This window comes from Streptomyces sp. NPDC005774 (assembly GCF_042871645.1).
GTDB classification, from domain to species: domain Bacteria; phylum Actinomycetota; class Actinomycetes; order Streptomycetales; family Streptomycetaceae; genus Streptomyces; species Streptomyces pratens.
Map to the genome: position 1 here is coordinate 73454 of NZ_JBIAIV010000015.1, position 22584 is coordinate 96037.

The 22584-nt window shown below is 71.8% G+C and carries 19 protein-coding genes and 2 pseudogenes; 10 read left to right on the plus strand and 11 right to left on the minus strand.

Going from position 1 to position 22584, the window contains the following annotated elements:
- The first annotated feature begins 36 nt into the window (after positions 1-36).
- Entirely contained in the window at positions 37-873 is an 837-nt protein-coding gene (locus ACFYQA_RS16345) for a helix-turn-helix domain-containing protein (protein ID WP_388917428.1), read from the plus strand.
- Complete coding sequence (locus tag ACFYQA_RS16350) at positions 861-1070, plus strand: DUF397 domain-containing protein (RefSeq protein ID WP_388917431.1); 210 nt, start codon at positions 861-863, stop codon at positions 1068-1070. The genes ACFYQA_RS16345 and ACFYQA_RS16350 overlap by 13 nt, the downstream gene beginning before the upstream one ends.
- Before the next feature lie 104 nt (positions 1071-1174).
- Here the strand turns inward: ACFYQA_RS16350 and ACFYQA_RS16355 are convergent, their stop codons facing one another.
- Positions 1175-2134, minus strand: a complete 960-nt coding sequence (locus tag ACFYQA_RS16355; RefSeq protein WP_388917434.1) for an ABC transporter substrate-binding protein — start codon at positions 2132-2134, stop codon at positions 1175-1177.
- An 84-nt stretch (positions 2135-2218) separates the two neighbouring features.
- Between ACFYQA_RS16355 and ACFYQA_RS16360 the strand changes: the two genes are divergently transcribed.
- The 3 genes from ACFYQA_RS16360 to ACFYQA_RS16370 are packed head-to-tail and all read left to right on the plus strand — an operon-like array spanning position 2219 to position 5183.
- A complete protein-coding gene (locus ACFYQA_RS16360) occupies positions 2219-3217 on the plus strand; it encodes a FecCD family ABC transporter permease (RefSeq protein ID WP_388917436.1) in 999 nt (332 codons plus the stop codon).
- On the plus strand, positions 3214-4323 hold the full coding sequence (locus ACFYQA_RS16365) for a FecCD family ABC transporter permease (RefSeq protein WP_388917438.1): 1110 nt from the start codon (positions 3214-3216) through the stop codon (positions 4321-4323). Before ACFYQA_RS16360 ends, ACFYQA_RS16365 begins: the two co-directional genes overlap by 4 nt.
- A gap of 44 nt (positions 4324-4367) precedes the next feature.
- The gene (locus ACFYQA_RS16370) at positions 4368-5183 is read left to right on the plus strand and encodes an ABC transporter ATP-binding protein (RefSeq protein WP_388917635.1); all 816 of its coding nucleotides are present in this window, start codon (positions 4368-4370) and stop codon (positions 5181-5183) included.
- Between the two features lie 166 nt (positions 5184-5349).
- On the opposite strand, the gene ACFYQA_RS16375 is transcribed toward ACFYQA_RS16370, so the two are convergent.
- The 3 genes from ACFYQA_RS16375 to modA form a co-directional block, all read right to left on the minus strand.
- Positions 5350-6450 carry an ABC transporter ATP-binding protein gene (locus tag ACFYQA_RS16375; protein WP_388917440.1) on the minus strand — a complete coding sequence of 367 codons (1101 nt, stop codon included), beginning with the start codon at positions 6448-6450 and terminating at the stop codon, positions 5350-5352.
- Positions 6447-7241, minus strand: coding sequence for a molybdate ABC transporter permease subunit (gene modB, locus ACFYQA_RS16380; protein WP_388917442.1), 795 nt, complete (start codon positions 7239-7241; stop codon positions 6447-6449). Before modB ends, ACFYQA_RS16375 begins: the two co-directional genes overlap by 4 nt.
- An 86-nt stretch (positions 7242-7327) precedes the next feature.
- Entirely contained in the window at positions 7328-8149 is an 822-nt protein-coding gene (gene modA / locus ACFYQA_RS16385) for a molybdate ABC transporter substrate-binding protein (protein WP_388917445.1), read from the minus strand.
- A gap of 238 nt (positions 8150-8387) precedes the next feature.
- Here modA and ACFYQA_RS16390 point away from each other — a divergent pair, with 238 nt between their 5' ends.
- The 5 genes from ACFYQA_RS16390 to ACFYQA_RS16410 all read left to right on the plus strand — a co-directional run bounded on the left by ACFYQA_RS16390 (position 8388) and on the right by ACFYQA_RS16410 (position 14549).
- Complete coding sequence (locus ACFYQA_RS16390; protein ID WP_388917448.1) at positions 8388-9854, plus strand: ATP-binding protein; 1467 nt, start codon at positions 8388-8390, stop codon at positions 9852-9854.
- Positions 9855-10398: 544 nt separating this feature from the next.
- Positions 10399-11934 (plus strand): polysaccharide lyase family 1 protein, encoded by a 1536-nt coding sequence (locus tag ACFYQA_RS16395; protein WP_388917451.1) that lies wholly within the window; start codon positions 10399-10401, stop codon positions 11932-11934.
- A gap of 132 nt (positions 11935-12066) precedes the next feature.
- Entirely contained in the window at positions 12067-13326 is a 1260-nt protein-coding gene (locus tag ACFYQA_RS16400; RefSeq protein ID WP_388917454.1) for an MFS transporter, read from the plus strand.
- A gap of 70 nt (positions 13327-13396) precedes the next feature.
- A complete protein-coding gene (locus ACFYQA_RS16405) occupies positions 13397-13978 on the plus strand; it encodes a sugar O-acetyltransferase (RefSeq protein ID WP_388917457.1) in 582 nt (193 codons plus the stop codon).
- Positions 13979-13985: 7 nt separating this feature from the next.
- Entirely contained in the window at positions 13986-14549 is a 564-nt protein-coding gene (locus ACFYQA_RS16410) for a TetR/AcrR family transcriptional regulator (protein WP_388917460.1), read from the plus strand.
- A gap of 63 nt (positions 14550-14612) precedes the next feature.
- Here ACFYQA_RS16410 and ACFYQA_RS16415 read toward each other — a convergent pair whose 3' ends face one another.
- The 7 genes and pseudogenes from ACFYQA_RS16415 to ACFYQA_RS16445 form a co-directional block, all read right to left on the minus strand.
- A complete protein-coding gene (locus ACFYQA_RS16415) occupies positions 14613-15887 on the minus strand; it encodes an MFS transporter (protein WP_388917463.1) in 1275 nt (424 codons plus the stop codon).
- Positions 15888-15892: 5 nt separating this feature from the next.
- Positions 15893-16540, minus strand: a complete 648-nt coding sequence (locus tag ACFYQA_RS16420; protein ID WP_388917638.1) for a GNAT family N-acetyltransferase — start codon at positions 16538-16540, stop codon at positions 15893-15895.
- A pseudogene (locus ACFYQA_RS16425) lies at positions 16532-17692 on the minus strand (type III PLP-dependent enzyme); the annotation flags it as partial. The gene ACFYQA_RS16420 and the pseudogene ACFYQA_RS16425, both read right to left, overlap by 9 nt.
- Positions 17689-19065 (minus strand): DUF6271 family protein, encoded by a 1377-nt coding sequence (locus ACFYQA_RS16430; protein ID WP_388917466.1) that lies wholly within the window; start codon positions 19063-19065, stop codon positions 17689-17691. The pseudogene ACFYQA_RS16425 and the gene ACFYQA_RS16430, both read right to left, overlap by 4 nt.
- Entirely contained in the window at positions 19062-20135 is a 1074-nt protein-coding gene (locus tag ACFYQA_RS16435) for a phytanoyl-CoA dioxygenase family protein (RefSeq protein ID WP_388917469.1), read from the minus strand. Before ACFYQA_RS16435 ends, ACFYQA_RS16430 begins: the two co-directional genes overlap by 4 nt.
- A gap of 232 nt (positions 20136-20367) precedes the next feature.
- A pseudogene (locus tag ACFYQA_RS16440) lies at positions 20368-21471 on the minus strand (glycoside hydrolase family 3 protein); the annotation flags it as partial.
- A gap of 226 nt (positions 21472-21697) precedes the next feature.
- Complete coding sequence (locus ACFYQA_RS16445; protein ID WP_388917471.1) at positions 21698-22462, minus strand: GntR family transcriptional regulator; 765 nt, start codon at positions 22460-22462, stop codon at positions 21698-21700.
- Between the last annotated feature and the right edge of the window lie 122 nt (positions 22463-22584).

Consider the following 22584-nt stretch of genomic DNA (forward strand, 5'->3'; position numbering starts at 1 on the left):
TCGCATCGTTCAGCAGTACATCCCGGAAGGAGCGGTATGTCGCAGCGACGCGCCATCACTGGCCGCAGTCAGGAACCCCGTCAGCGGTTCGCCGAGGAACTGCGGACGTTACGGGCAGCAAGCGGTATGAGCCTGCGGGCACTCGGTGAACGGCTGGGCTGGGACTGGTCGTTGTTCGGCAAGATGGAGAAGGGCGAGACGATCGGCAGCCCGGAGGTCGTCCAGGCCCTCGACACCCACTACGGCACCCCGGGCCTCCTGCTGGCCCTGTGGGAACTGGCCGCCGGGGACCATACGCAGTTCCGCGAGAGATACCGCCGGTACATGGCACTGGAGGCGGAGGCGGTGAGCCTGTGGCACTTCGCGGTGAGCGTGCTGCCGGGCCTGTTGCAGACGCCGGGGTATGCGAGGGAGGTGCTGGCGGCGGGCGGGCTCAAGGGCAAGGAACTCGACCAGCAGGTCGACGCGCGGATGGGACGGCGTGAACTGCTGGATGGCGAGAAGGCCCCGCCGTTCCGGACCATCCTTTCCGAGGCGGTCCTGCGCACTGCCCTGCTGGACACTCTTGAGTGGCGAGGGCAGTTGGAGCACCTGTCCGAGATGGCGGAGCGCCCGAACATCATCGTTCAAGTACTGCCTTTCAGCGCCGGCCCCTACGGGCTCGACAGCACCGACGTATGGTTTCTGCGCCTGCGGCGGGGGCAGACCGTGGCGTACACGGAGAACGCGCACCGTGGTGACCTGATCGAGGACAGTGAGGCGGTCGAGAGACTGCAAAGTGCCTACGATGCAGTTCGTGACCTGGCGCTGACCCCGGCCGAGTCGCAGAAGTTCGTCCTGCGAATGTTGGAGGAAATGCCGTGCGAACCATAGATCCGAGCGTGGTGACGTGGCGCAAGAGCTCTTACAGCAATTCGGACGGCGGCGCGTGCGTCGAGGTCTCCGACGACTTCGCCTCCGTCGTCCCCGTGCGGGACGGCAAGATCCCGCACGGCCCCGTGCTCGTGTTCCCGGCTGCTGGCTGGGCGTCCTTCGTTTCCGCCGTCAGGGGCGGGCGGTTGGACGGCTGAACGGACATGGCGACGGCCCCGTGGTCTCCTCGTTGGATCGCGGGGCCGTTGGCGTGACCGGGGTCATTGCCGGGTGAGGCGTTCTCCGGCCGTGCCGGCTCAGGTCACTTGGTGAGGGCCTTCTCGATGTCGGTGATGACCTTCTCCATGGCGATCGGGCCGTTGCTGCTGCTCCAGACCTGGCCGTCGACCCCGTGGTCCCGGCCTGCCTCGACGGCCTTCAGCCGGGTGAAGGCCTTCTCGGAGCGGGCGGCCTCCAGTGCCTTGTCCCCCTCGGCGTTCAGCGTGGCGATGAAGACGTGGTCGGCGTCGGCCTTGGTGAGGTTCTCCAGGGACAGCGGGTCCGAGTGCGGCTGCTTGCCGAGGTCCTTGGCGATCGGCAGTGGCGACAGGCCGGCCTTCTCCAGCATCGCGGTGGGCATGTTGGCGGAGTTCATCACGATCGGGCCGCCCGGCATCCACCGCATCACGACGCCCGTGCCCTTGGCGCCGTCGCCCGCGTTGCCCGCGCGCTCGACCAGGGCGTCGATCTTCTGGTCGAGCTCGTCGGTCTTGCCCAGCGCCTCGCCGTAGGTGTCGAGGCTGGAGCGCCAGTCACCGGCGGCCGGGACGATGGTCGGCGCGATGGCGGAGAGCGTCTCGTACTGCGACTTCTCCAGGTTGGCGCCGGTGAGGATGATGTCCGGCTCGGCCTTGAGGATCGCCTCGGTGTTGGGTTCCCGCACCGTGGCGACCAGCGGGATGTCGGCGGCCCGGTCGCTCAGGTAGGCGGGAACGCCTTCGGCGCCCCGGGCGGCGCTGGTGCCCACCGGGGTGATGCCGAGCGACAGGGCGGTGTCCAAGGAGACATCACTGAGGGTGACGACCCTCTTCGGTGTGCCGTCGATCTTCACCTCGCCGAAAGCCGTCTGCACGACCCGCTCGGTCCCGCCGGCCGCCGACTTCCCTTTGCTGTCACCGGAGTTGGCGGAATCCGACCCGCCACAGGCGGCGAGGGTCATGACCAGCGGGGCAGTGGCCAGAGCGAGAGCGGCGGAGCGCAGCGAAGATCGGCTTCTGGGCATGGGTGTCTCCAGGGGAGGTGGATGTATGGCGAAAGCAAAGTTAGGTTAACCTCACCTTGGTTGAATCTGAAAGGAGGGGCGGTTGTGACGCTGCGTGCACTGTTCCTGCGCGGCTTGCTCCCCGGCGCCGGGGTTCTGCTGGCCGCGGTGGTGGCGAGCCTGCTCCTGGGTGCGGGCGATGTCGGGCCGGAGCGTGCCCTGTCCGCCCTGCTGGGCGGCGCCGACGGTGATGCCCGGTTCACCGTGCTCGAACTGCGGCTGCCCCGCACCCTGGTCGCCGTCGCCGTCGGTCTGGCCCTGGGGATCGCGGGAGCCCTGCTCCAGGCCGCCGCCCGCAACCCGCTGGCCGAACCGGGCCTGCTCGGGGTGAGCGCGGGGGCCTCCTTCGCGGTGGTGGTCGCCCTGGTGCTCGGCGCCTCGGCCGCCACTCTCGGCCCCTACGTGGCGGTCCTCGGGGCCGGCGCCGGATGTCTGCTGGCACTGGGCGCGGCCCGACTGCGCGGCGCAGGGGACGACCCCGTCCGCCTGGTACTCGCCGGAGCCGCCTTCAGCGGACTGATGGCCGCCGGCTCCTCGGTGATGCTGCTCGTCGACGCCCGCGCCGCCGACGAGATCCGCTTCTGGACCATCGGATCGGTGGCCGGTCGGGAACTGGCGGACCTGTGGGCCGTCGTCCCCGTCGTCGGTCTCGGGCTTCTCCTCGCCGTCCTCGTCGCCCCCGCCCTGACCGCCCTGAGCCTCGGCGACGACGTGGCCACCGGCCTCGGCCACACACCCGGCCGGGTCAGGGCCGTCGCGGTCGCCGCCGTGGCCCTGCTGGTCGGCGGTGCCACCGCCCTGGCCGGCCCCGTCGCGTTCGTCGGACTCGTCGTGCCGTTCGCCGCGCGCGCCCTGGTCGGCCCGGACCTGCGCAGGCTGCTGGCCGTCTCCGTCCTCCTCGGCCCCGCCACCGTCCTCACCGCCGATGTCGTCTCCCGGCTCGTGGCCCGCCCCTACGAGATGCCCCTCGGCGTCATGACCGCGCTGCTCGGCGCGCCCGTCCTGGTCGCCGTCGTCCGATCCCACAGGTTGCCCTCGCTGTGACAACGCATCCCGCCCCGCCCGGACCGGCGACCGAGACCAAGCCCGCGGCGCCCGCCCGCCGTCCGCCGCTCACCGTCCCCGGAACCTGGCGCCTGGCCGTCGGCCCCTACGCCGTTCTGATCCCGCGCAAGCCGCTGCTGGGCACCGCCGCCGCCCTGGCCGTGCTGATCGCGGCGAGCGCGGTGCACCTGGCCGTCGGCGAGATCCTCGTCCACCCGCTGGACGCGCTGCGCGCCCTGTTCGGCGACGGCACCCCCCGCGACCTGCTCGTCGTCGAACGCCTGCGGCTGCCCCGCCTCCAGGCCGGCCTGGCCGTCGGTGCCGCCCTCGGCGCGGCCGGCTGCCTGATGCAGACCCTCGCCCAGAACCGGCTGGCCACCCCCGACACCGTCGGCCTCAACGACGGCGCCGCCGCCTTCGCCGTCGCCTCCGTCACCGGACTCACCACCAGCCTCCTGCCCAGCGGCGCCGCCCTGTCCGGCGCGGCCACCGCCGCCGCCCTCACCCTCGCCCTCAGCGGCGGAGCCGGACGCGGAGGCTACCGCTTCCTCGTCGTGGGCCTCGGTGTCGGCGCCGTCTTCGGCGCCGTCACCAGCCTCGTCCTCGCCCGCTCGGCCGCCGACGCGGCCAACGCCGCCTACGGCTGGACCGTCGGCACCCTCAACAGCCGCGACCAGGACGCCGTGGCCCTGCTCGCCGCCGCCCTGCTCGTCGTCCTGCCGCTCGCCATGGTCCTCGGCCGCCGACTGCTCCTGCTGCGTCTGTCCGACTCCGTCGCCTCCGGTCTCGGCGTCCGCATCAAGGGCCTGCGCCTGGCCGTCATCGCCCTCGCCGTCGTCCTCGGCGGCCTCGCCGTCGCCGTCGCCGGACCGCTCGGCATGATCGCCCTCGCCGCTCCCGAGGCCGCCCGCCGCATCGCCGGGCCCCGTTCCGTACCCGTCCTGCTCTCCGCCCTCGCCGGGGCGCTCTTCACCCTCCTCGCCGACCTGCTGGGCCGCACCGTGCTGGCCCCGCTGGAGATCCCCGTCGGCCTCGTCACCGCCGTCGTCGGCGGCCCGTACCTGCTCTGGCTGCTGCTCACCACCCGTACCAGGAGGTCCCTGTGAGCTTGGACCGGGAGCTGTCCGCGAACCCGTACCAGGAGGTCCCCGTGAACCCGGCCGAGACCGACAGCCGCCTGCACACGCGCGACCTGCGTCTGGCCCACGGTTCCAGGGTCGTCGTCGACGGCCTCGACCTCGCGCTGCCCGAACGCCGGGTCACCGTCATCGTCGGCCCCAACGGCTGCGGCAAGTCGACCCTCCTCGGCGGACTGGCCCGCACCCTGCCCGCGCGCGGCGGCGCCGTCCTCCTCGACGGCCGCGAACTCACCAGGATCCCCACCCGGGAGATCGCCCGCAGCATCGGCATGCTCCCCCAGTCAGCGATCGCCCCCGACGGCCTCACCGTCCGCGACCTCGTCCGCTACGGCCGCCAGCCCCACCAAGGCCTGCTGCGCCAGTGGTCCGCCGACGACGCCCGCGCGGTCGAGGAGGCGCTCACCGCCGCCGACCTGCACGACCTCGCCGACCGCCCGCTCGAGACCCTCTCCGGCGGGCAGCGCCAGCGTGCCTGGATCGCCATGGCCGTCGCCCAGGAGACCCCGATCCTCCTCCTCGACGAACCCACCTCGGCCCTCGACATGGGCCACGCCCTCGAAGTGCTCGAACTGGTCCGCTCACTGGCCGCCCAGGGCCGCACCCCGGTCCTGGTCCTCCACGACCTGACCACCGCCTGCCGCTACGCCGACCACATGATCGCCCTCAAGGACGGGGCGATCGTCGCCCAGGGCCCGCCGTCCACCATCGTCACCCCCGACCTGGTCCGGGAGCTCTACGGCGTCGAGAGCGCCATCCTCACCGACCCGCTCCACGGCACCCCGGTGATCTGCCCCCTACGCGTCACCCCCTCCGGGGCAGACGCCTGAGCACAACCCGGACATCCCCGGGACGCCTCGACGAGCCCCGTGCGCCGTGCCGTCGACGCGCCCACCCGCCTCGACGGCACGGCGGGGCCGTCGCCGCCGATGGGTGTCCCGGGGCAGGACCTCCACCTGCGTCGCCGTGTGATTCCGGGAGAGGCCGAACCCGCCGTCAGACCGGATAGGCGTGGGTCTGGGTCGCCTTGAGCGTGGCCCACACCTCCGCGCCCGGGTGGAGGCCGAGTTCGGCGGCGGCGACCGTGGTGAGGTCGGCGGCCAGGAGGAGTTCGCCGGTGAGGTCCACGCGGATCTGGTCGCCGTGGGTCTCCATTCCGGCGACCTCGCAGTGCCAGAGGTTGCGGGCGCTGGAGCCGGTGGGGCGGCTGCTGTGGAGGGTCACGGCGCCGGGCGGGAACGCGACGAAGACCTGGCCGGTGAGGTGCTCGGTAGTGGTGAGCGCCGGGCCGCCGTCCAGTCGTACGGTGTGGCCCTCGGCCCGGCCGGTGTAGAGGTTCAGGCCGACGAGCTGGGCGATGTAGTCGGTGCGCGGGTGACGGGCGATGTCCCGGGGCGTCCCCTCCTGGACGACCCTGCCGTGCTCCACGACCACCAGACGGTCGGCCAGCACCATCGCGTCGAGCGGGTCGTGCGTGACCAGGACGGCGACGGCCTCGAAAGCGGCCAGATGGCGCCGGAGTTGGGCGCGTACGTCCAGGCGGGTACGCGCGTCCAGGGCGGCGAGGGGCTCGTCGAGGAGGAGCAGCCGGGGGCCGGTGGCCAGGGCACGGGCGAGGGCCACGCGCTGCGCCTGGCCGCCGGAGAGGCGGCGGGGCTTGGCGCCGGCGTGGTCCGCCAGGCCCATGCGGTCCAGCCACGCGGCGGCCGTCGCCCGTGCCTCGGCCTTCGTGGCGCCCTGGCAACGGGGGCCGAAGGCCACGTTGTCCAGAGCCGTGAGGTGCGGGAAGAGGAGATAGTCCTGGAAGACGACGCCCACGGGGCGGGACTCGGGCGGCCTGCGAGTCAACTCCTTTCCGTCCAGGTGGAGATGGCCGGCGATGAGGGGCGCGAGGCCGGCCAGGGCGCGCAGCGCCGTGCTCTTGCCGGCGCCGTTCGGGCCGAGCAGGGCGACGACCTCGCCCGGCGCGGCGGTGAGCGCGATGTCCAGGCGGAAGGTGCCGTGGTCGACGACCAGGTGGGTGTCGAGACCGTCGGGTTCGGGGGTGCTGGTGTCGTCGCCGGTGAGGCCGTGCCGGGGCTTCCCCGTGTGGGTCATGACGCGGTCAACCAGCGGTCGCGCAGGCCGGCCAGCACCGCGATCGAGACGGCGAGCAGGACCACACTGAGCGCGATGGCGGCCTCCGGGTCGCTCTGCAGGGCGAGATAGACGGCGAGGGGCATGGTCTGGGTCCGGCCGGGAAAGTTGCCGGCGAAGGTGATCGTCGCCCCGAACTCGCCCAGCGCCCGCGCCCAGGCCAGCACCGAGCCCGCCGCGATGCCCGGCGCGATCAGCGGCAGCGTGACCCGGCGGAACGCGGTGAAGCGCGACGCGCCCAGCGTGGCCGCGGCCTCCTCGTACCGGCGGTCGGCGGCACGCAGCGTGCCCTCGACACTGATGACCAGGAACGGCATCGCCACGAACGCCTCCGCGACCACGACCCCCGCCGTGGTGAACGGCAGGCTGATGCCGAACCAGGAGTCCAGCCACTGCCCGACGACGCCGTTGCGGCCCAGCGCCATGAGCAGGGCGACACCACCCACCACCGGCGGCAGGACCAGGGGGAGGGTCACCAGTGCACGGACCAGTCCCCGGCCGGGGAATTCCGTACGGGCCAGCAGCCAGGCCAGCGGTACGCCGAAGACCAGGCTCACCGCCGTCGCCGCGGTGGCGCACACCAGGGAGAGCCGCAGGGCCTGCCACACGGCGGGGCTGGTCAGCTGCTCGGGCATGCTCTGCCACGGGGCCCGGACCAGCAGCGCGAGCAGCGGCACCAGCAGGAACGCCAGTGCGAGGAGTGCGGGGAGCAGCAGGGGCAGTGGCACACCCTGCCCGCCGCCCGGCCCCATGCGGCGCCGCGGACCGGCGCTCTTACGGGTGCCCTTATGGATTCCCTTATGGGTCCCTTTACGGGTGCCGGAGGTGTCCGCCGGGGTCACGGCGTCAGGAACCCGGCGTCCGCCAGCACCCGCCGGCCCTCGTCGGACCGCACGTATGCGATGAACGCCTCGGCCGCCACGGCGTTCGGGGCGTCCTTGAGCAGGGCGATGGGGTAGTCGTTGACGGCCTCGGCGGCCTCGGGGAAGTCCACACCCTCCACCTTGTCACCCGCCGCGTGCACGTCCGTCTTGTACACGAGGGCGGCGTCGGCCTCCTGCAACTGCACCTTCGTCAGGGCGCTCTTGACGTCCTGCTCGTACGACACCGGGGTGAGCTTCAGGCCGGAGGCGTCCAGCGCCGTCTGCGCGGCGGCCCCGCACGGCACCCCCTTGTCGCACAGGACGACCTTCAGCTCCGGGCCGGCCAGGTCCTTCAGCGAGGAGATCCCCTCCGGGTTGCCCGGCAGGGTGGCGATCTCCAGCCGGTTGCGGACGAAGGTGGCCGGGGTGCCGGCGGTGTCCCCCGCGTCCGTGACGATCTTCATCGTCTTCGGGCTGGCGGAGGCGAAGACGTCGGCGGGGGCACCGCTGGTGATACCGGCGGCGAGGCTGTCGCTGCCGCCGAAGTTGAACGTGACCTCGGTGCCCGGGTTCGCCTTCTCGAACCGCTCGCCCAGCGTCGTGAAGCTCTCCGTGAGGGAGGCCGCGGCGAACACGGTCACCGTGCCGGACGGCTCACCCGAGGCGGAGCCGGACCCGGCCTTGTCCCCGTCCGCGGACGAGGAGCAGGCCGTCGCGGCCCCCAGAACCAACAGCACGGCAGCACCGGCACCGGTCAGCCGAGGTAGGCGGGCCCGGGATACGGAGCGGGTGGTCACAGGACTTCTCCCTCTGCCTACTGCTGTTCGTGGACCGATCCAGGGGGACACATGCGCTGATGATAATGCCGCAGATGCGGGCTGAGGATCTTATTTAGCATCGCATCGGCTGTACACAGACCCAGTAAAGCTCGCAGGTGCGTTTATGTGCGGCCACCGCTCGCGGTGCCTGAGCCGCGAAAAATGATAGCTCCAACTATGATAGTTACACCTATCATTCCTGTAGAGGTGGTTCACGATGCTCAAGCCGGCGCGCCTGTTCGGACGGGACGTGGAATGGCGGGAACTGGGGGAGTTCGCCTCGTCGGAGCGGCAGGGCGCGTCACTGGGGCTCGTGTACGGGCGGCGGCGGCAAGGAAAGACGCTGATGCTCGAGCTGCTGGCCAGGGAGAGGGCCGGCTTCCTGTTCGCCGCGACACAGCAGAGCGAGGCGCAGAACCTGGCGGATCTGGGTGCCGCGTACGCGTCGTTCCACGGGCTGCGGCGACCGGTGATGTTCGGCCACTGGCGGGAGGCCCTCGACGAGTTGCTGCGCATCGGCGAGGACCGGGCCGTGCCCGTGGTGATCGACGAGTTTCCGTACCTGGTTTCGGCGACTCCCGCGCTGCCCTCGTACCTGCAACAAGCGCTGAGTCCGCTGAGCCATGCCAAGGAGCACACCCGTACCCGGCTGATTCTCTGCGGCAGCGCGCTGACCACCATGGCGCAGCTGCTCGGCGGGGGTGCCCCGCTCCGAGGACGAGCGAGCATGGAGCTTGTGGTGCGTCCCTTCCGGTTCCGGGAGGCAGCCGACTTCTGGGGCGTGGCGGAGGATCCCGAAGTGGCCTTCAAGCTGCACGCGCTCATCGGCGGTACGCCCGCGTACAAGGAGATGTCCGGGGGGACGGGGCCGGACGGTCCGGCGGACGTCGACCGGTGGGTGGCCCGTCGGCTGCTGAATCCGGCCTCGGCCATGTTCCGTGAGGGAGGGCTGCTGCTGCGCGAGGAGCCCTCGATCGCGGACCCGACCTCGTACGCGGCGGTCCTGGCGGCGGTGAGCGCAGGTCATCACCGCAGGTCGGAGATCGCCGGCGCCCTGGGGCGGCCGAGCGGCTCGCTGGCGCACCTGCTCTCCGGGCTCCAGGACATCGGTCTGCTGGAGCAGAGCGAGGACGCCATAAGGGACAAGCGCGGTGTCTTCCGGGTGGCTGAACCGATGGTGCGGCTGCACCAGTTGCTGATCCAGCGGCATGAGCCGGAGCTGGTGGTGGGCCGGGCCGACCAGGTGTGGCAGGAGAACGCGGACACCGTCGCCGGCAAGATCTACGGACCGCACTTCGAAGAACTGGCCCGCCAATGGTGCTTCGAGCACGCTGAGCCCGAGACCCTCGGAGGGCGGCCGAACTGGGTGCGGCCCACCGAGATCGCCTGCCGGGAACACCGCCGTGGCCATGAACTGGATGTCGTCGTGGGGGAGTCGCCGGCGTTCGGAACGGACCGGATCACCGCGATCGGTGAGGCGAAGGGCACCCTCACCCCCGTCGGGCTGCCGCACTTGGAGCGTCTGGAGCACCTGCGAGGGCTCCTGCCCAGTGCCCGGGTCGGCGCACTGCCCAAGCTTCTGCTCTTCGCCCGCTCCGGCTTCACCGGTGATCTCCGGCGGGAGGCGGACCGGCGCAGTGACGTCGAACTGGTCGACCTGCACCGCATGTACCGCGGGGATTGACCAACTCCCTCCCCGCGGGCTTCGGATGGGCGTGAACGGCCGCTGGTGTATGAGATACGAAAGAGCACACCCATGGTGTCCGGAGCCTTGCCAGGCCGACGGGGGCCGCCCTATTCTCGCGGTGAGAAAGCGCTTTCCCCCGGTTGTCGATTCGGATCCAGTGGAGTGAAGTCGCCGCGTCGACAGGTGACTTCGCATAGGAGCCGCCACGGGTTCGGTGAGGGAACACGGTCGCGGTGATCCCGTGGCCGACGCCGGCCGGCATGCCGACCGGGAGGGGGGACGGCGCCCGTAACGCCAGCACCGCTCGCAGCACCCGCAGCAGGGCAGGGCCAGGGCGCCCGCAGGGCGCGATCACAGTACGGCCGCGTACGCAGCGAGTGGCCGAGCACGGCCGAGCGCGGCCGTATCCGTCCGGAGGGATGTCCGCCGGATCCGACCGCGCCCTATGTGACATGCCCATGCCATTACAGTCAGCCATCGCGGCTGCCCTGACCCATGCCACCTGTCCCCGGCACGTGCAGACGAACAGGGAGAGACTCGGATGAAGAGATCAGCAGCAGTGCGCCTCAGTGCGACGCTGGCCACGGCGGCCCTCGCGGCCGCGACCGGGCTGGTGGTGTCGACGTCCTCGGCGTCGGCGGCCGTGAGCGGCAGCGCCACGGGCTACGCCACCCAGAACGGCGGGACCACCGGCGGCGCCGGCGGGCAGACCGTGCGCGCCACCACGGGCACCGCGATCCACTCGGCCCTGTGCAGCCGGGCCAGCAGCAGCACCCCGATCACCATCGAGGTCCAGGGGACCATCAACCACGGCAACACCACCAAGGTGTCCGGCAGCAGCTGCAACACCGCGGCCGGCGTGATCGAGCTCAAGCAGATCAGCAACGTCACGATCGTCGGGGTCGGCAGCGGTGCCGTATTCGACCAACTGGGCATCCACATCCGGGAGTCCAGCAACATCATCATCCAGAACGTGACCGTCCGGAACGTCAAGAAGTCCGGCTCGCCCATCTCCAACGGCGGCGACGCCATCGGCATGGAGAGCGACGTCCGCAACATCTGGGTCGACCACACCACGCTCGAGGCGTCCGGCGGGGAGTCGGAGGGCTACGACGGCCTCTTCGATATGAAGGACAACACCCAGTACGTGACCCTGTCGTACAGCATCCTGCGCAACTCCGGCCGCGGTGGCCTCATCGGGTCCAGCGAGAGCGACCGCTCCAACGGCTACGTCACCTTCCACCACAACAAGTACGAGAACATCGACTCCCGTACCCCGCTGCTGCGCGGCGGCATCTCGCACATCTACAACAACCACTACGTGAACCTGCACGAGTCCGGCATCAACTCCCGGGCCGGGGCCCGCGCGAAGGTGGACAACAACTACTTCAAGGACTCCAAGGACGTCCTCGGCACCTTCTACACCAGCGAGGCCGGCTACTGGCAGGTCAGCGGCAACATCTTCGACAACGTGACCTGGTCCAGTCGCAGCGGCGACAACCAGCCCGCCGGCCCCAACCCGACGTCCAACACCTCGGTGAGCATCCCCTACTCCTACAGCCTCGACAACGCGAACTGCGTACCGGACGTGGTGAACCGGACGGCCGGCGCCAACAAGGGCAACCAGGTCTCGAACGGCAACTGCACCCCGCAGAACCCGGGCCCGACCGACCCCACGACTCCCCCCACCGACCCGACCGATCCCCCCACCGGGACCAACCTCAGCCTCGGCGCCGGCGCCGACGGCTCCAGCAAGGCCAGTGGCACGAGCTACGGCAACGTGATCGACGGCAACCTGGGCAGCTACTGGTCGCCGAGCGGCTCGACCGGCTCCGTCTCGGTCAAGTGGTCGTCCGCCACCTCGGTGTCGAAGATCAGCATTCGTGAGGCGGCGGGCTCCGAGGGCGGCATCCGCAACTGGAGGGTCCTCAACAACGACACCGGAGCCGTTCTGGCCTCCGGCAGCGGAGCGGGCGTCATCTCCTTCGCGAAGACGTCGCTGAAGAAGGTCACCTTCGAGATCACCAGCTCGAACGGCAGCCCGCGGGTCGCCGAGTTCGAGACCTACAGCGGCTAGGCAGGCCCCTGAAGGCAGAGGCTTGTACGCGTCCGGCTCCAGGTCCCCGCCCGGGGCCCGGGGCCGGGCGTCGGCGGTGCCGCCGAAAAAAGGGGAGTGTACGTTCGTACGCTCTGCGGATAGGGTCCGTGCATGACCATTGACGTACTGCGGCGGCCGGGCCCGGCCGAGCGGCAGGCTCGCGCAGCCGTTGCCGTGCTCTTCTTCACCAACGGCGCCCTGTTCGCCAACCTGCTGCCGCGCTATCCGCAGATCAAGGCGGATCTCGGCATCGGCAACGCCGCCTACGGACTGGCCGTCGCGGCGTTCCCGGCGGGGGCCGTCGTGGCCGGGCTGGGGGCGGGAGTCCTCGTCCGCCGACTGGGCTCGGCGCGGGCGGCGGTGGCGAGCACCCTGCTGACCGCGGCCGGCATCCTCGTCGCCGGTCTGGCGCAGTCGGTGATGCTGTTCGCGATGGCGCTGTTCCTGGCCGGCGCCATGGACGCGTTCACCGACGTCGCGCAGAACGCCCACGGGCTGCGGGTGCAGCGCCGCTACGGGCGCTCCATCATCAACTCCTTCCACGCCATCTGGTCCATCGGCGCCGTCACCGGCGGAGCCATGGCCGCCGGGGCGATCGCGCTCGACCTCCCGCTCGGCGTGCACCTGCTGATCTCGGGCGTGCTCTTCGGGATCACCGCCTGTGTCGCCCTGCGATTCTGCCTGCCGGGACCCGACACCGAGCCTGCCGAGGAGACGGAGACGGAGACAGGGACGGAGACGAAGGGGGAGTCGCGGGAGAAGGGGAGCACCGGAGGCGGGCGTTCGGCCGTGATCTCGCGGACGCGGTACGTGCTGGCCGCGCTCGTTCTCATCGCCACCGCCGGCACGCTCGTCGAGGACGCGGGCAACTCCTGGGCCGCGCTCTACCTCTCCGACTCGCTGAACGCGTCGGCGGCACTGGCGGCCTCCGGCTTCATCGCCCTGGTCGGGGCCCAGTTCGTCGGCCGGATCCTCGGCGACCGGTTCGTCGACCGGTTCGGTCAGCGCGCGGTGGCCCGCGCCGGCGGCCTCATCGCCGCGGTCGGCATGGGGCTGGCGCTGGCCGTGCCCACGGTGCCCGGCACGATCCTCGGCTTCGCCGCGGCCGGGTTCGGCGTGGCGACCCTGGTGCCGGCGGCGATGCACGAGGCCGATGAGCTGCCCGGCCTCAAGCCCGGATCGGGGCTGACGATCGTCTCCTGGCTGATGCGGCTCGGTTTCCTGCTCTCCCCGCCGATCGTCGGGCTCGTCGCCGACGAGGCCGGCCTGCGCCTCGGCCTGCTGGTGGTGCCCCTCGCGGGCGCGCTCGTGGTCGTGCTCGCCGGAGTACTGGGGGCCCGGAAGCGTCACCCGGCAAGCAGCGAGGGGTAGAAGAGCGCCGCGGCGGCTCTCGTGCGCGATGAATGTACGTTCGTACGCTCCAGGGTGTACCGTCGGTTTCATGGCGACGGACCACTTCGCGCAGGACCCCCGTACCAACCTGGAACGGATGCAGGCGGGCGACCTCTACATCGCCGACGATCCCGAGATCGCCCGCCGGCAGCAGGAGGCCGTACGCCTGGCCGCCCGCTTCCAGGCCGCCTTCGTCGAGGACGCCGCCGCGGCGCAGTCGATCCTCGCCGAACTGCTCGGTGCCGTGGGCGAGGAGGCGCATGTGCGCCCACCCCTGTACGTCGACTACGGCAGCAACATCACCATCGGGGCACGCACCTTCGTCAACTACAACCTGACCGCACTGGACGTCGCGGCCATCGTCATCGGCGAGGACTGCCAGATCGGCCCGAACGTCCAGCTCCTCACCCCCACGCACCCCGTGGAGCCGCAGCCCCGGCGGGACAAGCTGGAGGCCGCGCAGCCGATCACCATCGGCGACAACGTCTGGATCGGCGGCGGCGCCATCGTCCTTCCCGGGGTGACCATCGGGGACAACTCCGTGATCGGGGCCGGCGCGGTCGTCACCAAGGACGTGCCGGCGAACGTGATCGCTGTCGGCAACCCCGCCCGCCCGGTCCGCGACATCTGAGGCTCCCGTGGCCACCGGACACACCGACCCGCAACGGCGCGAACGCATCATCGCCGCCACCCTCGACCTCATCGCCGAGGAGGGCCTCGCGGCGGTCTCGCACCGCAAGATCGCCCGGCGCGCCGGGGTGCCGCTGGGGTCGATGACGTACCACTTCAGCGGGATGGACGAGCTGCTCAGGGAGGCGTTCGGCGAGTTCACCGGTCGTGCGGTCGCGGTCTTCGACGCGTATCTCGCGGCGCCGGCCGGCCGGGAGGAGGCCATCGAGGCCGTGGCCGACCTCGTCCACGTCCTGTCCGAGGGCAGCCGACGCGACCTCGTGCTCACCCAGGAGCTGTACGCCCTCGCCGCCCGCCGGCCCGCCTACCGGGAACTCACCCACGAGTGGATGCGCCGCAGCCGGGTCCACCTCGAGAAGTACTTCGACCCGGACACCGCCCGCCAGCTCGACGCCCTCATCGAGGGACTGACCCTCCATCGCGCCCTGTCCCGGGAACCCCACGACCGGGCCCTGACACTCGACGCGATCGCCCGCATCACCACGGCAACCGGCATGCCCCGGGAGCCCTGAGCGGGACCCCCAGCCGCCCGTGCGGCACAGTCCTGACCACTGTGCCGCACGGGCATCACCGCCTCAGGCGACCCCGTCCACGTTCGGCCCCGCACCCCCACCGGCCGGGGCGGCCACAGCCTGCTTCCGCCAGGTGACGCGCCGCGCGGAGACGGACACCAGCAGGGCCGAGGCGGCGACCACCGCCATGCCGACCGTCAGGTCCGTTCGGCCCGCCACGAAGCCGATCAGCGCCGGGCCCGCCAGCAGGCCGGTGGTGCCCATGGCGGCGACCAGGGCCAGGGCCCTGGGACCCTCCGCGGCGGCCGCGACGTAGAGACAGGGCGTCACGGTCGCCATGCCCAGGCCCACACAGGCGAAGCCGATCAGCGCGGGCCAGGTCCCGCCGGCCGCCAGGGCGAGCGCGAGACCGGTGCCGGCCACCACGCTGCCGACATGGACGACCCGTGCGTCGCCCAGGCGGCTCCGCCAGCCGTCGCCGAGGAGGCGGGCCAGCACCATCATCACCGAGACCACGGCGATGCCCAGCGGCGCGAGCTGCCCCGACGCGCCGGTCTCCGCCGTGAGGTAGAGCGCCGACCAGTCGTTCATCGCGCCCTCGGTGACCGTGCCGAACACCATCGCGCAGCCCAGCCAGAGCGCCGCCCTGGACGCCCCGGCGAAGCGCCGGACGGTTTTGGCGGTGCCCCTCGCGGCGCCCTCCTCCGACGCCTCGGCCTTCCCGGCCGCCTCCTCCTGCTCGGACCCCGGGGCCTGCTCGTCCGCCGACAGACGCGGGCGCGCGGCGGCGAGCAGCAGCAGGAGCAGGGCCGCGGCGACGGCGAAGTGCGCGGACACGGTGTGCGTCACGAGGTTCATCCCCGACGCGAGGAGCGCGGCCGCGAGCGAGCCCGCGCTGAACGTGGCGTGCAACTGCGCCATTGCGGCCCGTCCGTACCGGGCCTCGAGCGCCGCGCCCTGCGCGTTCATGGCGACGTTCAGACAGCCGACGGCCACCCCGTCGACGAAGACCACCAACAGGGCGAGGGGGTAGGAGCCGGCCGCGGACAGCGCCGGCAGCACCGCCGCCAGAACCAGTGCCGACCAGAGCGCAAGACGCCGCGAACCGAGTTGCCGCATCAGCCGGGCGACCAGCGGGAAGGACACCGCGGCGCCGACCCCGCAGACCATCAGCAGCAGACCCAGCCGTGTTTCGTCGAGACCGAACCGGTCCTTGAGGGCGGGCAGCCGGGAGACCCAGGTGGCGTACTGGAAGCCGAGGAAGCAGAACAGCGCGGCGATGGCCAGCTGGTCGCGCCGGAAGGCGCCGAGCGTACGGGGTGTGGGGGTGCGGGACATGGGCGTCAGCCCTCCGTTTCGGGGCCGTCGGACCGGTCGGCCGGGACCGGGCCGGACATGTAGACCGCGTTCTCGCCGTAACTCGCGGGGAGTTCGACCCGCCGGTCGGGCCGGAACCCGTGCCGGGCCCAGAAACTCTCGGTGCCTCCCACGGCGACCAGGGAGACCTCCTCGTACACCTGCCGTGCGGTCGCGCTGAGATGGCGTACGAGCCTGCTGCCCAGGCCCCGGCCGCGCAGGTCGTCGGCGACGACCAGGTCGTGCAGATGCAGATGGGAGGAGGCGAAGGACCGTTCCTCGGGCCGCTCCAGGTCCGGATACCGCGACGGCGGGTAGGGCAGGGCGAGGACGTAGCCGGCGATCCGGTCGCCGGTCTCCAGGACGAAGCAGGTCGCCGGGGAGGCGCGGCCCCGGGACTCCAGCGCTTCCCGGCCCTCGGACAACCCGGCGGGTGCGTACACCTCGGCCTCCAGGGCGGCGACCCGCGGCCAGTCGTCCTCGGCGAGGGGGCGGATACGCAGGTCGCCCAGCACCCGACCCCGCACCGGCACCTGATCCCGCACCGGCACCTGATCCCGCCCGGAACGGGCCGGGGAACCGCCCCTGCCGCCACCGCCCCTGCCGCCACCGCCCCTGCCGTCGCTTCCGCCCACGCAGCTGTGGGGGAGCGGGGCGAAGCCGTTGAAGCCGCGGGTCATGTAGCTGGTGGCGTAGGCGCCGCTGGAGAGCACCCAGACCGGGTCACCCGAGGCGAGCGCCTCCGGCACGAGGACACGGCGGTGCTCGGGCGCGTAGGAGTCGTCGCTGTCACAGGTGGGGCCCGCGACGACGGCGGGGACCAGGTCGGCGTCGGCCGGATGGGTCGGAAAGACGAGCGGATACTGCAACTCGTCCATCTCATAGAGGCCGTTGAACTTTCCGCAGCTCAGATAGAGCCAGTACGCCCGTTCCCCGTCCGGCCGCCGGCGCGAGCTGAGCCGGGAGACGTGCGCCCTGACGGCACCGTGGTCGGCGACCAGATGGCGTCCCGGCTCGATCAGGAAGTCCAGTGGGTCCGGGGCGAGTTCGCGGAGGCGTTCCATGCCCTCGCGTAGGACGGCGAAGATCTTGTCCAGCGGGGGTTCCAGCCGGTCTCCCCGCCGGTTCGTGTAGCCGAGTGCGGGCAGGCCGCCGCCGAGGTTGACGTGATCGGGCGAGATCCCGCGCGCGTGCAGTGCCGTCAGGACCTCACCCAGCGTCGCGAACGCCTGCTGCCAGGCCTCGGTGGTCATCTGCTGCGACCCGACGTGCACCGACAGCCCGGCGGGCACCAGACCCGCCTCCCGCGCCGACTCCAGTACGCGTACGGCGTCGTCCGCCGAGCAGCCGAACTTCCGGCTCAGTCCCCACAGGGCCCCGTGGCCCGTGGTCGCCAGTCGGCAGAACACCCGGGAGCCGGGGGCGTGTACGGCCAGCGCCGCCAGGTCCTCCGGGCTGTCGGTGGCGAAGTCCCGTACGCCGATCCGGTAGGCCTGGGCGATGTTCTCGTCGGACTTGACGGTGTTGCCGTAGTGGATCCGGTCCGCGGGCGTGCCCGTGGTGAGGGCTTGGACGATCTCCCGGGGGCTCGCCGCGTCGAACCCGGCGCCCCGGCCGGCCAGGCACGCCAGCACCTCGTCCACGGGGCACGCCTTCATGGCGAACCGCACGCCGACGCCGGGTAACTCCCCGGTCAGCGCGTCGAACCGGGCGGCGATGCCGTCCAGGTCATGGATGATCCGGTCGTCCGGGGCAGCCGCGAGCGCGGCACGCAGTGCCGGATTCACCGGACCGCGCTCCGGGACCGGGCGGTGCCGCCGGGGTGGGCCGCGCTCCGGACGTCCGTCGCCCGGCTCGCGTCCACCAGCGCCGCCCAGCCGTCGATCAGCAGCACGAAGTCCTCGATGTCCCGCCCCGCCTCCGCCAGCAGCCGCTCCCGCTCCGCGGCCACCCGCTCGGCGAACTCGGCGTATTTGCCGCCAAGTTGCCGATAGGTCTGCTGGACGACGTCCAGCCGGCGCTCGTTCTCGGCGCGGTCTTGCCGCAGGCTCTGCGTCAGCAGGGCACGGACCGGCGCCGCGTCGAGCCGCTGCCCGTCGTCGAGGAGCGCGGGGCCGGCCTCGGCCATGCCGGCGTAGACGAAGTGGAAGTGGAGCATCGACAGCAGGAACTTCACGAACCGCCGCTGGTACGCCATGAATCCGGCGTGCGTGCGGCGCTCACCGGTGTAGAAGTTCTCGATGTCCCGGTTGTGCAGGACACCGGGCAGGGTGGCGTCGTGCACGGCGTGGATGAGGAAGTAGTCGCTGCCGATGGTGTCGGTCGCGGGCGGCAGCGGCAGCCGCTCGTACACGTCCTGGTGGAAGGCGATGTTGCACATGTCCACCCGCATGGGGTCGACCAGGGTCAGCGTCGCGCGGTCGCCCCGGAAGGGAAGCAGCCCGGCACCCTTGAAGGACTCCTCGGACAGCACCGCCCGCTCCTCCTCGGACCACTCGGCCGGGGCCCACAGGCCCACGACCGTGTCGTACGCGTCCTTGTCGAGTTCCCGGATGCCGCCGATGTCGACGGACAGTTCCCCGATGAAGGACGCGCCCACCATCGCCACCGGCCGATGGGCGAGCGACGGGGCGAGGTTCGTCTCCGACACCCCGGCGGACGCGTCGGCGGCCCGCTTGCCGAGAGACGCCAGCTCGTGATGGATCGGGAAGACGGGCTCGCCCTCGAACACCTGGTAGCGGCTGTCGGAGTCCCGGCGGTGCACCGAACGGCACCCCAGAGCGGCCGCGACGAGGAACGCCCGGTTGGTGCAGGCACCGTACGAGACGCCGTCCGGGAGCAGGAGGCCGAGCAGGCGGTCCGGCTCCGGCAGCGCGGCGCGGTCGATCACGTCCCGCAGAAAGACCCGTTGGGCCTGCTCGTCGAGGTGGTGCACCACGACACCCGGGACCACGGGCAGCCCGGCGACGGTGCGGGCGTGCGCCGAGACGGTCGGCGCGTCGGAGGAGTCGAGAATCAGCAGATGCACCTCGACCCCGAACTCCCGTACGGCGTAAGAGGCTTCGGCGGCAACGGCGGAGATGGTCGCCGAACACGCCCGGTTCGTCGGGAGCGTCAGACCGACCCTGTGCCGGCGGGACACGTCGGACGCCCCGGTCATCGCGCCCGCCCGGGACGGCCACCGTGCTCGCGCCAGGAGTCCAGGCCCAGCAACTTCCGTCCCAGATCGCTGAGTTCGGCGGTGTCGTACCGCTCGGACTCGTGCCGGGTCGCGTCACCGAGCAGGGTCGCGTTCCAGTCCGGGGTGCTGAGCGTGCGCCAGGACTCGATCCGGGACCGGCGCAGCTCCTCGTGCTCCTCCAGCGCCGGCATCATCGACAGGTACTGCACCGCCCGCACCCCGTCGGCGGAACCGTTGGGCGCCACGCCGTGCGCCAGCATGCCGTTGAAGATCAGCAGGTCACCGGCGTTGAGCTGAGGCCGGATCACCGGGAACTCGGCCCGGTCGACCCCGGGCCGGATCGGGTCGCGGCCGGCGGGCTGGGCGACCTTCCACTCCTCGAAACGGTGGAAGAGCTCGGGTGAGCACTGGAAGCCGCCCTGGTCCGGCTCCGTGTCCGTGAGCGCGACGATGCCCTGCACCCGCTGCGGCGGCACACTGGCCGTGGTGTCGACGTCCCAGTGCAGCTCGATGTCGAAGCCCTCGTCCGTCGGCTCGATGAACGACCGGGAACGGTTCCCCACATTGGGCGGGTTGAGGTTGAGACGGTCCAGGGTGACCCAGAGCTCCTCGCAGTCCCACACGTCGGCGAAGGCGTCGTGGACGCGCCGCGACTGCCTGCTGTCCCAGAGCAGTTGGTGGTGGTACGCCTCGACGAAACCGTAGACGTACAGGTCCCGGTCGAGGTCCGAGCGGAAGGCGCGCTCCTCGTACCAGGTCTCGGGGCGCTGCGGGTCGAGGCCCTGGAAGTCCCAGGCGAACTCCAGCAGCAGCTTGGCGGCGTCCGGGGATATCGCCTCCCGGACCACCACATAGCCGTACGCCTGCCAGGAGGCGAACTCCTCCTCGGAGAGCACCCGCAACGGCCGGGACTTGGTGAGATGCCGCAGCTGGGTCCCGGCGAGGTAGGTCTCGCCGTCGGCACTGAAGTACGGGCGCTCGGAGGCGGCGCGGTGTAAGAAGCGGTGGCGCGTCGGGCTGTCCTGCGTCGGGCGGTCCTGCGTCGTCATACGGTCACTCCGGAAATCCTGGGTCGGTCGTCAGTAGTGCGGGGGTATGGGATCGGGCGATCAGGCGCATTCGGGCAGGAGGACAGGACCCGGCCGCGTCGGTGCCCGCGCGCGACAGGGGCATGAAGGAAAGGGGAAGGGCAGAGAAGGGGAAGGGCAGAGAAGGGGAAGGGCAGAGAAGGGGAAGGACAGAGGTCGGGGTGAGGTGAGCCGGTCAGGTGCTGCGGACCGCGGCACGCCGGGCCGCCGCTGGGCCCGTCACGGGTCCGAGCCCGGCTCCGTCGCCGGCCGCGTCCCGCCGTAGTCCGCCCGACCAGCGGGCGAACTCCTTTACGCGGGAAGCGGCTTCGGTGAGCCGTTCCTCCGGCAGGCGCCCGTCCCGTACGGCGCGGACCAGGGCGTCGGCGAGCCGGGCCGTGGTCCGTTCGCCCGCGTGCCCGCCGCCGATGCAGACCGCGTCGGCCCCCGCGGCGACCGCCCGGACGGTGGCGCCGGCCACGCCGTAGCGGTCGGCCACGGCGCCCATCTCGACGGCGTCGGTCACGATCAGACCGGTGAAGCCGAGTTCGCCGCGCAGCAGGTCCTGGGTGACGGCGCGGCTCAGGGTCGCCGGCCGGCGGTCGTCGTAGGCGGGGACCAGCAGGTGCCCGGTCATGACGGCCCGCACGCCCGCGTCCATCGCGGCGATGAACGGCGGCAGCGCGGTCAGGGCCAGGGTCCCGGCCCGCGCCGGCACCTGCGGGAGTCCGAGACGGCGGCTGACAACGGTGTCGCCGTGGCCCGGGAAGTGCTTGGCGCAGGCGGCGACACCCGCCGACTGCAGGCCCCGTACCCACGCGGCGGCGTGCCGGGAGACCACGTCGGTGCGCGCGCCGAAGGAACGGACCCCGATCACCGGGTGGTGCGGATCGGGGGCGACGTCGGCGCTCGGCGTGTAGCTCAGGGTGATGCCGAGCGTGTGCAGGTCCCGCCCGACGCCGTGGGCGACCCGCTCGGTGACATCGATGTCGTCGAGGGCGCCCAGCGCACGGTTGCCTGGCCGGAACGCCCCGGTGCGGGCGTCGGGGCGGGTGGTGTCGCCCGCCTCCTCGTCGTCCGCCTCCTCGTCCAGGCCGATGACGAGGTCGGGGTTCTCGGCGTGCAGCGCGGAGGTGAGCGCTGCCACCTGCTCGGGGCCGTGGATGTTGCGGCCGAACAGGACGACGGAGGCGAGCCCCTCGGAGATCCGGCGGCGCACCCAGTCCGGCACGGTGGAGCCGGTGAAGCCCGGCTGGAGCACGGAGTGCGCCAGCCGCAGCAGGCGTGGGTGACCGCCGATGCGGCCGTGGTCGGCCATGCGGGACCTCCGGGCGGAGTGGTGCGCGTGGACGGGGAGGGGGAAGGGAGTGGAAGGGAAGGGGAGGATCGCGGCGCGGGAAGGCGCCCGATATGACGGGTTCGGGTCTGATGGCCCGGACTGATCGGTGCGTTGGATATTGGCCTGGACCAATGAGGCGTGTCAAGGAGCAGCTGAGCGCGGGCATGTCAAGAGGGGTGCCGTCGGCGTCGAGGTGCGAACGGCGTTAAGGTGCGGGCGGCGTCAGGATCGCCGTGAACCTGTACCGCGAGCCGCGGTACACCGCGCGGACCCATTCGACGGGCACCCCCTGTTCGTCCCGTGAGTGACGGGACAGCCGCAGCATCGGCAGGCCCACGTCCGTGTGCAGCAGGCCTGCCTCCCGCGGTGTGGCGGGGGAGGTCTCGATGGTCTCGTCGGCCTCCGCCAGGCGTATGCCGTACACCTCGGTGAGCGTCGCGTAGAGCGAGGTGCGGCGGGCCAGGTTCCGGCGCAGACCGGGGAAGCGGCGCGCGGACAGATGGGTCGCCTCGATCGCCATGGGTTCGCCCCCGGCCAGCCGCAGCCGCTCGACGCGCAGCACCTTCTCGCCCCGCTCCACCTCGAGCAGGGCCGCCAGTTCCTCGCCGGCCGCGATGTGGTCGATGTTCAGGACCTGGGAGGCGGGGGTGAGGCCCTGGTTGCGCATGTCCTCGGTGTACGAGGTCAGTTGGAGGGTCCGGTAGATCTTCGGGCGGGCGACGAAGGTGCCCTTGCCCTGGATGCGGACCAGCCGGCCCTCGCTCACCAGCTCCTGAAGGGCCTTGCGGACGGTGGTGCGCGAGGTCCGGAACTCGAGGGCGAGGAAGCGCTCGGCCGGCATCGAAGAGCCCGGTGGGCGCGCCTCGGTCATTGCCAGTAAGCACTGTTTGATGCGGTAGTACTTCGGGACGCGGCCGGTGGGGTCCGGTGCCCCCGTGTCGGTCCGGGCGCTGCTGAGGTCCGTGCTCATGACCTGCCTTCCGGCTGCGGGGTCCGGCGGCGCGGACGGCGGGTGCCGGCCGCGGTGCACATCGGCGGACGGCCGGGTTCGGCGCCGCACGCTCGGCGGTCCCGTTATAACCGCACACCTTC

What these genes read in the sequence shown, in the direction of transcription:
- ACFYQA_RS16345 (WP_388917428.1), top strand. Translation starts at nt 37, where the DNA reads ATGTCGCAGCGACGCGCCATCACTGGCCGCAGTCAGGAACCCCGTCAG.
- ACFYQA_RS16355 (WP_388917434.1), bottom strand. Translation starts at nt 2,134, where the DNA reads ATGCCCAGAAGCCGATCTTCGCTGCGCTCCGCCGCTCTCGCTCTGGCC.
- ACFYQA_RS16375 (WP_388917440.1), bottom strand. Translation starts at nt 6,450, where the DNA reads ATGACCCACACGGGGAAGCCCCGGCACGGCCTCACCGGCGACGACACC.
- modB (WP_388917442.1), bottom strand. Translation starts at nt 7,241, where the DNA reads ATGGGGCCGGGCGGCGGGCAGGGTGTGCCACTGCCCCTGCTGCTCCCC.
- ACFYQA_RS16390 (WP_388917448.1), top strand. Translation starts at nt 8,388, where the DNA reads ATGCTCAAGCCGGCGCGCCTGTTCGGACGGGACGTGGAATGGCGGGAA.
- ACFYQA_RS16395 (WP_388917451.1), top strand. Translation starts at nt 10,399, where the DNA reads ATGAAGAGATCAGCAGCAGTGCGCCTCAGTGCGACGCTGGCCACGGCG.
- ACFYQA_RS16400 (WP_388917454.1), top strand. Translation starts at nt 12,067, where the DNA reads ATGACCATTGACGTACTGCGGCGGCCGGGCCCGGCCGAGCGGCAGGCT.
- ACFYQA_RS16405 (WP_388917457.1), top strand. Translation starts at nt 13,397, where the DNA reads ATGGCGACGGACCACTTCGCGCAGGACCCCCGTACCAACCTGGAACGG.
- ACFYQA_RS16415 (WP_388917463.1), bottom strand. Translation starts at nt 15,887, where the DNA reads ATGTCCCGCACCCCCACACCCCGTACGCTCGGCGCCTTCCGGCGCGAC.
- ACFYQA_RS16430 (WP_388917466.1), bottom strand. Translation starts at nt 19,065, where the DNA reads ATGACCGGGGCGTCCGACGTGTCCCGCCGGCACAGGGTCGGTCTGACG.
- ACFYQA_RS16435 (WP_388917469.1), bottom strand. Translation starts at nt 20,135, where the DNA reads ATGACGACGCAGGACCGCCCGACGCAGGACAGCCCGACGCGCCACCGC.
- ACFYQA_RS16445 (WP_388917471.1), bottom strand. Translation starts at nt 22,462, where the DNA reads ATGAGCACGGACCTCAGCAGCGCCCGGACCGACACGGGGGCACCGGAC.